Below are 14724 nucleotides of genomic sequence, written 5' to 3'. Positions count from 1 at the left end.
GGCCCTTTTTTTTAGAGTGTTAATAAACGCTTTTCTTAAGACTCAGATTTAAGTGGGTAATCTTATAATTTTAATTTATCAAATTGTTATATAATTACTATTATGTTTAATTATTGTTTTTTAATATACATGTATCCTTTATCAACTCTCCTTTTTTTGCTATATTTACATCACGAATTTATTACACAATTAATCCGTAAAAACAAACAAGCATGGAACATATTGAAAACGATGAACAGTTTCAAGGATTGCGAGTAAATAAAGGAACTACAGAACAGCCAACTGTAAATCCATATCTAGATAATTTTAAGAAATATAAAAGGAAGAATTATACGGCCTCAGAATATGTTGAAGGTATATTAAAAGGAAATATAACAATTCTGGGGCAAGCTGTAACACTTATAGAAAGCTCTAAACCAGAACATCAGTCTGTAGCACAGGAAGTTATTGAAAAATGTCTCCCTTATACCGGTAATTCGGTACGTATTGGAATAACAGGAGTTCCAGGAGCCGGAAAAAGTACTTCTATAGATGCTTTTGGGATGCATATACTGAAAGGCAACGACAAACTAGCTGTATTGGCAATAGATCCTTCCAGTGAAGTTACCAAAGGAAGCATACTTGGTGATAAAACCCGCATGGAAAAATTATCTGTAGAAAAAGATGCTTTTATTCGCCCCTCTCCTTCTGCCGGCTCTTTAGGCGGTGTTGCCCGTAAAACCAGGGAAACCATAATTCTCTGTGAAGCAGCAGGTTTCAACCGAATAATAGTAGAAACGGTTGGAGTAGGACAATCTGAAACAGCAGTACATTCAATGGTCGATTTTTTCCTACTTATACAACTGGCTGGAACCGGTGACGAATTGCAAGGAATAAAGCGTGGGATCATGGAAATGGCCGATGGTATTGTCATAAATAAAGCCGATGGTACTAACATTGAAAAAGCACGTCTGGCACAGTCTCATTTTCAAAATGCCCTACATCTGTTTCCTTTACCGGAATCGGGTTGGGCACCGCAGGTACTCACCTATTCGGGATACTATGAGATAGGCATTGATGAAGTACTGAAAATGGTTGATGACTATATTGCCTTCGTTAAACAAAATGGATACTTTGATCGCCGCAGGAACGAACAGTCGAGATATTGGATGTATGAAACAATAAATGAAAAGCTGAAAAGTAACTTCTACAATAACGAACAGGTACAAAAAGAATTAAAGGCTTGCGAAGAACAAGTATTGAATTCCCGTATAAGTTCGTTTGCTGCTGCGGGCAAGGTTCTTGATATGTATTTTAAGCAGATATGAAAATGTAAACAAATTGCTATATTATTATAGCCTCTTGAAATGCCGATTTTATCGCAGAATTAATTATATTTGTACACACTAATCTAAAAATAATTTTCATTGTTGAATTAACAGAAATAAGATCATGGAAAAACCATATGCTATTGGAATTGATATCGGTGGAACTAACTCGGTTTTCGGTGTCGTTGATAAAAGAGGACACATAATAAATCAGGGTTCCATCAAAACTGGCTCTTATAGGGAAATAAATGATTATGTAAATCACCTTTCGGCAGGTGTTCAGGAAATAATAGATCAGGTAGGCGGAACCGGTAATATAAAAGGAATCGGAGTTGGCGCACCTAACGGAAATTTCTTCACCGGCTGTATCGAGTTTGCCCCTAATCTTCCTTGGAAAGGCGTAATTCCTTTAGCTCAGATGCTTACCGATAAATTAAATATTCCGGTAGCCCTTACAAACGATGCTAATGCTGCTGCTATCGGTGAAATGACATACGGTGCCGCACGCGGTATGAAAGATTTTATCGTTATCACACTGGGTACAGGTGTAGGTAGCGGTATTGTTGTTAACGGACAGCTTGTTTACGGTCATGACGGATTTGCTGGAGAACTTGGACACACAACAGCTATTCGTGACGGACGTATGTGCGGTTGTGGCAAAAAAGGCTGTCTCGAAACATACAGTTCGGCAACAGGTGTAGCACGTACAGCCAGAGAATATTTGGAAAATAAGAAAGATCCTAGTTTATTGAGAGAGTTAGATCCTGCCGAAATAACATCGAAAGATGTATATGATGCAGCAATAAAAGGAGATAAACTAGCTAAAGAAATATTCGAATTCACAGGTCAGGTATTAGGAGAGTCGTTTGCAGATTTTGTAGCGTTCTCTAGTCCGGAAGCCATCATCTTGTTTGGTGGATTGATAAAATCGGGTAAATTCATATTCGATCCCGTACGTAAACATATGGAAGAGAGCATGCTTCCTATTTACCGTAACAAGATCAAACTTCTTATGTCGGAGCTTAAGGAGAGCGATGCAGCTGTACTTGGTGCTAGTGCATTAGGCTGGGAAGTGAAAGATTATTAATCAGAAGCCCATATTATAAATAACAGTCTGTAAACAATCATATTTACAGACTGTTTTGTTTTCATGTTAATTTTTATATCATTCCGAATTTATTAACTTTGTACACCTGAATAAAAAACTAAAAACCATCGTCAGAATATGAGTGATCAGCGCTACAACCAAAGAGGCGTGTCAGCATCAAAAGAAGATGTACACAATGCAATAAAAGATATTGATAAAGGTATTTTTCCGAAAGCCTTTTGTAAGATAATACCCGATATACTGGGTGGTGATTCCGAATATTGTAACATCATGCATGCCGACGGAGCCGGAACTAAATCATCTTTGGCTTATATGTATTGGAAAGAAACCGGAGACCTGTCTATATGGAAAGGTATCGCACAGGATGCTCTGATAATGAATATCGACGATCTGCTATGTGTTGGTGCAACTGATAACATTCTGCTTTCGTCTACTATCGGACGAAATAAAATGCTTATTCCGGGCGAAGTCATTTCAGCCATTATAAATGGAACTAACGACCTGTGCAAAGAACTGGCTGATCAGGGGGTAAACATATACCCTACCGGTGGAGAGACGGCCGATGTCGGCGACTTGGTTCGCACCATAATAGTAGACAGTACAGTTGCATGCCGGATGAAACGTTCGGATGTGATTTCTAACGACAATATACAGGGAGGTGATGTTATTGTAGGACTTTCATCTTACGGACAAGCCACTTATGAGAAAGAATATAATGGTGGCATGGGAAGTAATGGACTTACTTCTGCCCGTCACGATGTGTTTGCCAATTATCTGGCTGCCCAATATCCTGAGAGTTACGACTCTTCTATTCCGGCCAATCTGGTATATTCCGGTAATATGAGGCTTACCGATAAAATAGAAGGCTTAGACATAGATGCCGGAAAACTAGTTCTCTCCCCTACCCGCACCTACGCGCCTGTAATAAAGCAGATATTGGAAAAATTGCGTCCTGTGATTCATGGTATGGTTCACTGTTCAGGCGGTGCGCAGACAAAAGTATTACATTTCGTTGACAAAGTGAAGATTACGAAGAATAATCTTTTCCCTGTTCCTCCTCTCTTCAAACTGATACAGGAACAATCGGGTACAGACTGGAAAGAGATGTATAAAGTATTCAATATGGGACATCGTATGGAAATATACCTTGCTCCAGAGCATGCACAGACAGTAATTGACATATCGAAATCATTTGGGATCGATGCCCGCATAGTTGGATTTGTAGAGAAATCAGATAAGACTGAATTAGTTATTGAGAGTGAATTCAGACGGTTTGAGTACTGATTTATTTAGTCTAATTTTTTAGTCAACCGTATTTTTAACATTCATTAAATAGATTATAAGCGAATAGCAACTATATTTGCAAATAACCAAACAATTAATGTTTAACTATAAATAATAGATCAAATATGAAAAAACTTATATTGTCGGCAATTATGTGCGTGGCTCTTATGGCTTCAACTGCTGTAATGGCTCAGGATACTAAAACAGCAAAAGATAAAGAATGTTGCAAAGCGAAAACAGAATGTACAAAAGACGGCGAAAAGAAAGCTTGCTGTAAAGATAAAGCTGCTGACAAGAAAGCCTGTACAAAAGATGGTGACAAGAAAGCATGCTGCAAGGATAAAAAAGCTGCTGCCGACAAAAAATAATTTGTACACCCAAAAATACAAGAAAAGGACTTCACTCGAAGTCCTTTTTTCTTATCTATAACTACAATTTTCTGAAAGGTGGTTTCACTACTTCGGCTTTCAGCTTTTTATCCCGTACTTTTATAAAGATAGGTGTTCCTATAGCTGCATATTCGGGTTTTACATATCCCAGCCCTACTCCGATCTTAGCTGTCGGAGACATAGTTCCGGAGGTAACGACCCCTATTTTTTCATCTTTATCATTTACTATATCGTAGCCATGACGCGGAATACCTTTCTCCTGCATTTGGAAACCACACAATTTACGAGTAACGCCTTCCTTCTTTTGTTTTTCAAGGATAGTACGTGCTGTAAAGTCTTTTCCTTCCGGGAATTTTGTGATCCAGCCTAAGCCTGCTTCTATCGGTGTAGTAGTATCGTCCAGATCGTTTCCATACAGGCAGAATCCCATTTCGAGACGAAGCGTATCGCGTGCTCCCAAGCCAATCGGCTTTATGCCGAATTCTTTACCGGCTTCGAAGATTGCATCCCAGATAGCTACTCCATCCTGTGGATAGAAATAGATTTCAAATCCTCCGGCTCCTGTATATCCTGTATTCGAAATAATTACAGGATCGAGCCCTGCCCCTTCCATACTGCCGATCGCAAACGTATAATACGGAACCATTGTCAGGTCTATTTTTGTCAGCTTTTGCAAGGTTTCCAAAGCTTTAGGGCCTTGTATGGCCAGTTGGGCCATATTGTCGGAAGCATTTTCCAAATCTGCCATTTCTGTATTATGGTCTGTAAACCATTTCCAGTCTTTCTCTATATTGGATGCATTCACTACCAGCATATATTTTTCCGGCTCGTAATGATACACGATTATATCATCAATTATTCCTCCCTCATCATTAATGATGGCTGAATATTGTGCTCTTCCTATTTCGAGTGTAGTTATATCGTTACTCATCATTCGTTGTAGGAAAGCCTCAGCGCGTGGTCCTTTTACCCATATTTCGCCCATGTGTGAAACATCGAATACCCCTACCCCTGTGCAAACAGTCATGTGTTCGTCTATTATACCCGAATATTCGATAGGCATATTGTAGCCTGCAAATTCGTGCATCTTTGCCCCCAGAGCAATGTGAATGTCCGTAAATGGTGTTTTTTTCATAATTGCAATACTAAAAAATTTAAGTATAAGTTATATTATTTTGTGATTATCTATTTTAACTAAAAGCTGACAAAAGTTACAAGTTTGCTAGCCTTTAGTGTACTAGCTTGCTAGTTTAACCTTTTTTTCTAGGGGCTGTCCCTCATATCTGCCCGTTTACTCTCTTTTCGGACGAACACATGGACTCGCCCTTACGAGATTATCCACTACTTTTTAACTAAAACCTGACAAAGTTGACTCTTACAGGGATAGTATTTATTATTTTTCTGTTAATTGAAAAAACAGTCTGATCGCTATCAGTATTATATATAGATAAAATAAATTTATTTATTTGCAGCCAGCTCAGCTATTTTCACAATCACCTGTACTGCTTTTTCCATTGACTGGATAGGAACAAACTCGTAACGTCCATGAAAATTGTGTCCTCCTGCAAAGATGTTAGGGCAAGGCAGCCCCATGAATGAAAGACGTGCGCCATCGGTTCCACCTCTGATAGGTTTCACAATAGGGGTAACGCCGACAGCTGTCATCGCTTCGAATGCCAGATCGACAACGTGCATCACGGGTTCTACTTTTTCACGCATATTATAATACTGATCCTTCATTTCCAACGTTGTTGTACCAGGATATAATTTATTAATATAATCGACAGTATCCTGCATCAGTTTTTTACGTCCTTCGAATAACTCACGATTATGATCGCGGATGATATAACCTACCGAAGCAGTGTCTACAGTACCCGATACATTAGTCAGGTGGAAAAATCCTTCATAATGAGCCGTATGTTCAGGTCTTTCGTTCGCTGGAAGCAGGCTTATCAGTTTATTGGCTATTACCAGAGCATTCACCATCTTGTCTTTGGCATAACCCGGATGCACACTCCTACCCTGTATGTTTATTTTTACTCCGGCAGCATTGAAGTTTTCATATTCCAGTTCACCTATCGGCCCTCCGTCCATTGTGTAAGCCCATTGGCAGCCGAATTTCTCTACATCGAAGTAGTCAGCACCTGCGCCTATTTCTTCATCGGGAGTGAAACCAATACGGATTTTACCATGTTTTATTTCCGGATGATCTTTCAGGTATTGTATTGCAGTAAGTATTTCTGCTATTCCTGCTTTATCGTCGGCTCCAAGCAATGTCTTTCCGTCAGTTACTATAAGGTCTTGTCCCTTATAATCAACCATTTCTGGGAAATCGTTTGGTGACAATGTAAATTCATTGTTCAACGGAATATCTTTACCATCGTAATTCTTAACTATACGTGGGTTTACGTTCTTTCCTGTCAGATCGGGGCTTGTATCCATATGTGCTACAAATCCGATTGCAGGCACTTTTTTATCTGTATTGGCAGAAAGTGTTGCCATTATATATCCTTTGTCGTCTAATGAGACATCTTCCAATCCCATTTCGCGTAATTCTTTTTCTAGTTCTTTGGCTAAAACCATTTGTCCCGGAGTACTTGGTGTTACTCCTGTTTCGGTACTCGATTCGGTATCAAATTTCACATATTTGAGAAAACGATCTACTACTGTCATATTATTTATTCTTTTTGTATTATTTTTATTAAAAACCTTTCGATTTGTAACGCTTTGATAGTTAGCCTTTTCTTTTCTGGAAAGGACTTCCATACAAATGTAGTAAAATGATATCAAAGGAAAAAATCGAACACACATTTTGTGAATAAGAAAAATTTATCTACTTTTGTCGCGGGTAAGTCCTATACGGTCAGCTCCTGATTAATCCCCCAGGGTTTGATCGCAGCAAGGGCAGTCGGTTGTAGCGACGCGATATAGTAAGCTTGCCCACCTGCCTCTTTAGCTCAGTTGGCCAGAGCACGTGATTTGTAATCTCGGGGTCGTTGGTTCGAATCCGACAAGAGGCTCACAAATAAAGAAGTCAAAGGAATAGTATAAAATTTTTTATACTATTCCTTTGTGTTTAATAATAACTCAAACTACACAACATTATGAAAAATGTACTTTTACTACTGTTAATAACAACTCCCTTGTTTTTTATTTCATGTTCGGACGATGATGATGAAAAAAGTGATTATCTGGAAGGTACTACATGGATACGTGAGTTGAAAGCAAATGAATGGCTTATTCAAAATACAATAAAATTTAGTAAGTCAACCTGTTCAATAGATTGTTTTGAGGAAGGGTATGATTCAAAAGGTAACTTTTTATATGAATATTCAACGTCTGATGCTGCTAATTATACATATAAAAAGCCATATGTAACGATAACAGGAAAAAACTCTGGAGGCAAAGATTTTACTTATATTGGAGAGGTTACTAACAATACAATCGTATTCTACTTCGACGAAAATGAACAAACCATATTTGAAAAACAATAATTTCAGATAAATAGTATAAAACAAAAGGACTGAATTTCAATTCAGTCCTTTTGTTATTTTCTACTTTCCACTTTTGGTTTATCCTGCTAAACCTGCGAATAAAAAGAAAAAATATATTTGAAATAATAAAAAATAAGATTGCCAATCAAATTTAAACAGACTCAAAGTATATTTTAGATAAAATGATTCAAATTCTTTGGTGAATTCATCATATAAGTAAAAAATATCTGGTATCTTCACAAACACCTAGAGCCTGTTTAAATTTTATCCGTTCTGGTTTTCAGAACTATTTTGAGATAATAAAACATTTTAGTAAAATTTAAACAGTCTCTTAACGCAATAGTATTATTTTTGATTTAATTCCTTGTTTATAAGTGTTTTATAATCTATAAAGCTATTCTTGTTATGTTAGCTTTTAAGAGATTATCTTATTTCGAACTCACGTAATTATTATATACCTTTGAGGCTTCAACCTGCTAATACTTGATATATTATGCTTAATAAGGAGGATTTTGAACATATATTTAATTTTTATTATCGCTCTTTATGTAAATATCTGTTGTTATTTACAGACGATTATGAAATGATTGAGGATACGATTCAGTCCATATTTGTTAAACTATGGGAAGAAAAAGATACTATTTCTATCAATTATATAAAAACATATCTCTTTGCTTCAGCAAAAAACAGAATACTAAACTCTATACGTGATCAGCAAAAAAGAAAAGATCTCCTTCAAGACTACTTTATAAATGAATTGACAAAAGAACAGGCAGATGAGATTGTTAATATTGATGAATTCATTTCTTTAGTAGAAAAGTCGGTAGACGAACTTCCTCCCAAAACTAAAAGTGTATATTGCCTGAGCCGTTACAATAATATGTCTTATAAAGAAATTGCCAACCAAGAGGATATTTCCGTAAAAACGGTAGAAGCCCATATTTCAAAGGCCTTACAAAGAATTAAGAATCAGTTATCTATATATTACAAAAAGATGCTTAGCGTTTTTTTGTGAAATTTTCAAAAAGAGACTAGGGGTTTCCCCACCTTTGAGTGTCTATTATATAAAGGAAGATAATACCGCATAATGGAGAAAGAAGATATTCATACCCTAATTTCTAAATATTTTGATGGCAAATGCTCTCAAGAAGAGATTGTATCTATCTACGATTGGTGCAACTTGTCCGAAAAAAATAAAAAAGAGTTCATCCAGCTAAAAACAACATGGGTTATATCTGATAAAAAGAGTGAAGAAAATATACTTTCTTCACTTCCACATATCTGGAATAATATAATTTCAGAAATATCCCAAAAGGCACCGAAGATGTACACCCGGCGCTCTCTGGTATATTATACAGCTATTACTGCAGCAGCATCTATCTTATTAATATTCTGCCTGAACTTCTTTACAGATAATAAAATATGGAATAGCCATACAGAGTATACATACTTTTATATGGCTCGTGGAGAAAAGGGGCAGTTATTCCTACCCGATGGTACAAAAGTATGGTTGAATTCTGACTCGAAACTAAGGCTGGGGAGCGATTTCAATGCCAGAAACAGGGCTGTCTTCCTTGAAGGCGAAGCATTCTTCGATGTAGCGAAAAGTGATAAACATTCATTTATTGTACAGACAAACTCAGTAGATGTAAAGGTTCTTGGAACAGCTTTTAAAGTTACAGCTTATACGGGTTCGGACGATGTCGGAGTCTCTTTACAACGGGGTTCTGTAAGTATTTATAAGAGAGGAACAGAAGAAAAGTTGGCTACTTTAGTCCCTAGTCAACATGCATCAATAAAGAGAAAGTCATTCCTTACGGAGATAGATTGGTTTGATGATGAAGCTAATATAGCCTGGACATTCGAAGAACTGATATATGAGCACGCTCCGTTTAAGGAAGTCTTCGCCAAAATGGGGAACTGGTATGGCGTAGATATTTCGGTAGTATTACCCCCATCACAGCCCGATTTGAGATACCGTTTCAAAATAAAGAGTGAATCTTTGACCGAAATTCTGGAATTAATAAATAAAATGACACCAATAGATTATAAAATAAATGGAAAGGAGGTCATAATCAGATATAAATAACAACACACCATAAAAAAAGGTGTAAAGAAATGCCGTTCCTTACACCCTGTAATATTAGCAAACCACCTTCCCTCAGATTTACCACAATTAGTGTGTAATCTGATAGGTCATGCTATTTTACAAAAGTAATTAAATTTCAGCAGTTACAAATTTAAAAAATTAAATTAATGCTAAAGAAAATCACATTGCTTGCTTGTTGTGCTTTTTTAACAATATTTTCTATATCTATAAATGCACAACAGAAATTAAACTTGAATCTTAAAGACACCAGTTTAGAAAAAGTGATAAAAGAAATAGAAAAACAAACAAACTATTCTTTTATGTTTGATAGTTCATTAGACCTTTCCAAGGTAGTTAGCGTCGAATATAAAGATGAATCCATCAATACTATTCTAAATTCTCTATTTGCAGAAAAAGGCATCACTTACGAAATATCAGGAAATCAGATCGTATTGAAGAAAGTAGACCTTACTCAGGATATTCCTAAAAAAACAATTACAGGTACAATATTAGACGTGAATAACGAACCCCTAATCGGAGTTAGTGTAGTCGTAAAAGGAACGACCAATGGTACAATAACTGATATAGATGGTAAATATACCACTAGGGCGAGTGAGAAAGATATACTTGTATTTTCATATATGGGATATGTACAACAGGAGAGAACTGTAGGACGTAATACGACATTTGATCTTACCTTGCAGGAAGACAATGTTATGTTAGATGCGGTAGTTGTTACAGCATTAGGTATAAAACGTGCTGAAAAAGCATTGAGTTATAATGTACAACAAATAACAAACGAAGACCTGACCTCAGTAAAAAATGCAAACTTTATGAACTCCCTTGCCGGAAAAGTTGCCGGAGTACAGATCAACTCTAGTGCGTCAGGTCCGGGTTCGGCTGTTAAAGTAGTCATGCGTGGTTCAAAATCCATTACACTTAGTAATAATGCTTTGTATGTGATCGATGGAGTTCCAATGAATAATTATATGGGAAATACCTCAAATATGGATCAGGGTGCTTATTCGGCACAACCAAATACAGAAAGTGTTGCCGATATTAATCCAGACGATATAGAAAGCATGTCGGTACTTACAGGCCCATCAGCCGCCGCTCTTTATGGATATGAAGGAGCAAATGGAGTTATTCTGATCACCACCAAAAAAGGTCGTTCAGGAAAAGTTTCCGTATCATATAGCAACAGTACGACCTTCTCATCGGCAATGAAAATGCCAGATTTCCAGAATACCTATGGTAATATAGATGGAAACGTTATGAGCTGGGGCGATCCTACCAATTACCGGTTCGATCCGAAGAAATTCTTTAATACAGGAACAAATGTAGCCAATACAGTTTCACTTTCTGCCGGTAACGATCAGAGCCAAAGCTACTTCTCTATTTCGGCTAACAATGCTTCGGGAATATTGCCTAATAACGATTACGACCGTTATAATTTTACATATCGGAATACTACATCATTTCTTAATGATAAGTTTTTATTAGATGCCAGCGTAAACTATATTATACAAAAAAGTAAAAATATGGTTTCGCAAGGCCAGTATTTCAATCCATTACCTGCTCTTTACCTTTTCCCTCGTGGAGAAGATTTCAGCGAAGTGCAGTTATATGAACGTTATAATTCTTCAAGAGAGGTTAATACTCAGTTCTGGCCTTATGGAGACCAAGGGTTATCATTGCAAAATCCATACTGGATAATGAACAGGATGGATAGAACAGTGAGCAGGAAACGTTACATATTATCTGCCAGCCTGAAATATAATATCACCGATTGGCTGAATATAATAGGACGTGCGAATGTAGATAATTCCAATTTTCGTGATACGGACGAACGTCATGCAGGGACATTGGCTACTTTCGCAGGAAAGAAAGGACGTTATCGTTTCGGATTGCGTGACGAAAGACAAACTTATGCCGATGCAATTGCAAGTCTGGATAAAAGAATTGGAGATTTCTCTTTTAATGTGAATGTCGGGGGATCTATAAAAGACCGTCGCATGGAAAGTCATCTGGTGGAAGGTGACCTTGAAAAAGTGACAAACTGGTTTACTTCAGAAAATATGGGACGTGCCACAGGTGTTTTCAAACTCGATGATGATGGTTTCAAACGTCAGACTCAATCTGTTTTTGCAAATGCGGAGATTGGTTATGACAATTTCTTATACCTGACTCTCACCGGTCGTAACGACTGGGATTCGGCTTTGGCCTGGTCTCAATCGAAAGAAAGATCGTTCTTCTATCCTTCTGTCGGGCTTTCGGGGCTTGTCAGTGAAAAAGTTACTCTTCCCAGATGGTTCTCCTATCTGAAAGCACGCGTAGCTTTCACTTCGGTTGGTAATTCTTATGATCCGTATCTGACTCGGGAGTTCTATATTTACGATGAACAAACCGACTCTTATTCTCTATCCAGAATACGACCTAACTATAACCTGAAACCCGAGATTACCAATTCATTCGAAGCTGGGCTTAATATGAAATTTCTGAAAGGAACTCTGTCACTAGATGCAACATATTACTTATCTAATACCAAGAATCAAACACACCAGATTATAGAAGCTGGAGATACATATGATGGGAAACTCATACAGGCAGGAAATGTAAGGAATTCGGGTATAGAACTCGCTTTAGGTTATGATAATAAATGGGGTGATTTTTCATGGGCTTCTAATTATACTTTTACCTATAATAAAAATAAAATCACCCGTCTATTAGATAATTCTGATGAATATACAGGTATTACCAAGTTTGACAAGGCAACATTAGGAAGTACTGGTTCTCCGGTGGTACGAATTACAGAAGGTGGTACTATGGGAGATATTTATATGACAACCGACTTTAAACGCGATAATAACGGTTATATTTATCTCGACCATGCTACTTTATTACCATCGATGGTTAGCCTCAACCCCGATGAATATAAGAAAATAGGCTCCTTATTGCCTAAGTATCATATGGGATGGAGAAACTCATTCTCCTATAAAGGTGTGAGATTGAATATTCTGCTTAGCGGACGTTTCGGCGGAATGGTAGTATCCAATACTCAAGCTGTACTCGACCGTTATGGTGTTTCTAAATCAAGTGCCCAACTTCGTGAAGCTGGAGGTGTAACAATAAACGAACGTAATATATCAGCTCAGAGTTTCCTCAATGTAGTGGGTGAAGGTACCGGTAAAGCGGATTATTATGTTTACAAAGCCGATAATATCCGCTTGCAGGAAGTTAGTATTGAATATACTATTCCAAGACAATGGATTAATAATATTGCGGGTGTTACAGTTGGGTTTGTGGGGAGTAATCTGGCATTAATATATTGCAAGGCGCCGTTCGATCCAGAAGTTGTTGCATCAGCCTCAAGTACTTACTATACCGGGGTGGACTACTTTATGCAACCAAGTTTAAGGAATATGGGATTTAGTCTCAAGGTACAATTCTAAAAAGAACTAAAACTATGAAACAATATAAGATTAAAACAATACTGACTGCTATTATTCTGTCTTTTGCAGTTTTGTTTACACCATCATGCACCGGAGATTTCGACAATCTGAATCTTCATCCGACTAATCCTACAGAAGAAGATCTTACCGAATCCGAAAGATTAGGCTCTTTATTCTCTTCCTTGATTGCGACTATGCACTATGCTCAGGAAAATCGCAACCAGATGGTCGATCAGATGGTAGGAAATCAGTATGGAGGATATATGGCTACTACAAACAACTGGCAGGGAACTAATTATGGAACCTTCAATCCTGCCAACGATTGGGTAGATTATCCGTTCAAAACTATAATGGTAGATTTTAACTCTAACTTTATAAAAGTAAAGAACGTTACAGAATCTAAGGGTTATATCTATGGATGGGCATCTATTCTGAGAGTTGCAACAATGCTTCGTGTCACTGACATGTACGGACCGATCCCTTATTCTAAAATAGGTCTTGTAGACTCGGATGCGATAGAATATGATAATGTTCAGGATGTATATCATAATATGATGGCAGATCTGGATAACAGCATTGCCCTACTCAAAAGCTATCTGGCCGAAAGCCCGTCCGAGAATCCGCTGGGAGAATATGATATTGTGTATAAAGGAGACTTCAGTAAATGGCTGAAGCTGGCAAATTCACTAAAATTAAGGATGGCAGTACGCATTGCGTTAGTAGATACAGAATATGCAAAAAAGGCAATAGCTGAAGCTATTGCAGGTGGTTCGATAGAAATAAATACGGATAATGCTTTCATTCCGACACAGGATAATCCTTATTATAAAGCTTCTGTTTCTTGGGGCGATCTGGCCATTAGCGCTACACTGTCCTCTTTTATGAATGGATACGCAGATCCACGTCGTCCTGCTTATATGACAATCTGCTCTTATGGCTCCACTTATAGAGGGGTACGTATCGGTATCGAAAATCTTATCAAGAGCAGATATTCAAATCCGGCCTACTTTTCGAAACCTGCATTTACGGCAGATTCTCCTTTACTCGTTTATTGTGCTGCCGAAACAGCCTTCCTTAAGGCCGAAGCAGCGCTGAGAGGTTGGATTCCCGGAGGCGATACGCAAGCAAAATCTTTCTACGAAGAAGGAATTCGTTTGTCTATGGAACAACATGGTGTATCTATCGGAGAATATCTCACAGGTACTACCTCGCCCGAGTCGAACAGGGATATATGGACAGGTGTTACCATAAGTGTAGAAAGACCTATAACTGTATCTTGGGATGATGCCGGAACAGCCTCGAATACAAAGTTGGAGAAAATAATTACCCAGAAATGGCTGGCTAATTATCCTCTGGGATTTGAATCTTGGAGTGATCATCGCCGTACAGGATTTCCTCAACTTTTCCCTGCTGTGAAGAATCTTAGTTCCAGCGGATTTATCGGAACTGTTACGAATACATCATCACGGATGGTGAGACGTTTACCATTCCCACAATCCCAATATCAGGGTAATAACGAGAATGTCCAAAAAGCAGTACAAATGCTTGGTGGAGATGATGTTGCTAATACTGACCTTTGGTGGGCAAAAAAACCATAAATT

At 37.7% G+C, this 14724-nt stretch carries 11 protein-coding genes and 1 tRNA gene; 10 read left to right on the top strand and 2 right to left on the bottom strand.

Translation table 11 applies throughout. The features are described from left to right. Window positions 1–212 precede the first annotated feature (212 nt). The 4 genes from meaB (at window position 213) to M2448_RS08320 (ending at window position 4067) form a co-directional block, all read left to right on the top strand. A complete protein-coding gene (gene meaB, locus M2448_RS08335; protein ID WP_280645666.1) occupies window positions 213–1307 on the top strand; it encodes a methylmalonyl Co-A mutase-associated GTPase MeaB in 1095 nt (364 codons plus the stop codon). Between the two features lie 124 nt (window positions 1308–1431). Next, a complete protein-coding gene (locus M2448_RS08330; RefSeq protein ID WP_280645667.1) occupies window positions 1432–2394 on the top strand; it encodes an ROK family protein in 963 nt (320 codons plus the stop codon). Window positions 2395–2532: 138 nt separating this feature from the next. Next, a complete protein-coding gene (locus M2448_RS08325; RefSeq protein WP_280645668.1) occupies window positions 2533–3699 on the top strand; it encodes an AIR synthase related protein in 1167 nt (388 codons plus the stop codon). 125 nt (window positions 3700–3824) lie between these two features. Further along, entirely contained in the window at window positions 3825–4067 is a 243-nt protein-coding gene (locus M2448_RS08320) for a hypothetical protein (protein ID WP_280645669.1), read from the top strand. 61 nt (window positions 4068–4128) lie between these two features. Here M2448_RS08320 and gcvT read toward each other — a convergent pair whose 3' ends face one another. Beyond that, on the bottom strand, window positions 4129–5223 hold the full coding sequence (gene gcvT, locus M2448_RS08315; protein WP_280645670.1) for a glycine cleavage system aminomethyltransferase GcvT: 1095 nt from the start codon (window positions 5221–5223) through the stop codon (window positions 4129–4131). A gap of 323 nt (window positions 5224–5546) precedes the next feature. Continuing rightward, a complete protein-coding gene (pepT, locus tag M2448_RS08310; protein ID WP_280645671.1) occupies window positions 5547–6761 on the bottom strand; it encodes a peptidase T in 1215 nt (404 codons plus the stop codon). 273 nt (window positions 6762–7034) lie between these two features. Here pepT and M2448_RS08305 point away from each other — a divergent pair. The 6 genes from M2448_RS08305 to M2448_RS08280 all read left to right on the top strand — a co-directional run bounded on the left by M2448_RS08305 (window position 7035) and on the right by M2448_RS08280 (window position 14721). Then, window positions 7035–7108 (top strand) — tRNA-Thr (locus tag M2448_RS08305). Between the two features lie 84 nt (window positions 7109–7192). Next, entirely contained in the window at window positions 7193–7582 is a 390-nt protein-coding gene (locus M2448_RS08300; protein WP_280645672.1) for a hypothetical protein, read from the top strand. A 493-nt stretch (window positions 7583–8075) separates the two neighbouring features. Next, a complete protein-coding gene (locus tag M2448_RS08295) occupies window positions 8076–8597 on the top strand; it encodes an RNA polymerase sigma-70 factor (RefSeq protein WP_280645673.1) in 522 nt (173 codons plus the stop codon). A gap of 72 nt (window positions 8598–8669) precedes the next feature. After that, window positions 8670–9671 carry a FecR domain-containing protein gene (locus M2448_RS08290; protein WP_280645674.1) on the top strand — a complete coding sequence of 334 codons (1002 nt, stop codon included), beginning with the start codon at window positions 8670–8672 and terminating at the stop codon, window positions 9669–9671. Between the two features lie 167 nt (window positions 9672–9838). Then, complete coding sequence (locus M2448_RS08285; protein ID WP_348523102.1) at window positions 9839–13123, top strand: SusC/RagA family TonB-linked outer membrane protein; 3285 nt, start codon at window positions 9839–9841, stop codon at window positions 13121–13123. A gap of 14 nt (window positions 13124–13137) precedes the next feature. Further along, the gene (locus M2448_RS08280; protein WP_280645676.1) at window positions 13138–14721 is read left to right on the top strand and encodes a SusD/RagB family nutrient-binding outer membrane lipoprotein; all 1584 of its coding nucleotides are present in this window, start codon (window positions 13138–13140) and stop codon (window positions 14719–14721) included. Window positions 14722–14724 lie beyond the last annotated feature (3 nt).

This window comes from Dysgonomonas sp. PF1-14 (assembly GCF_029892965.1).
Lineage (GTDB): Bacteria > Bacteroidota > Bacteroidia > Bacteroidales > Dysgonomonadaceae > Dysgonomonas.
The sequence above is the reverse complement of the archived record's forward strand: the minus strand, read 5'-3'. Positions and strand labels throughout refer to the sequence as shown.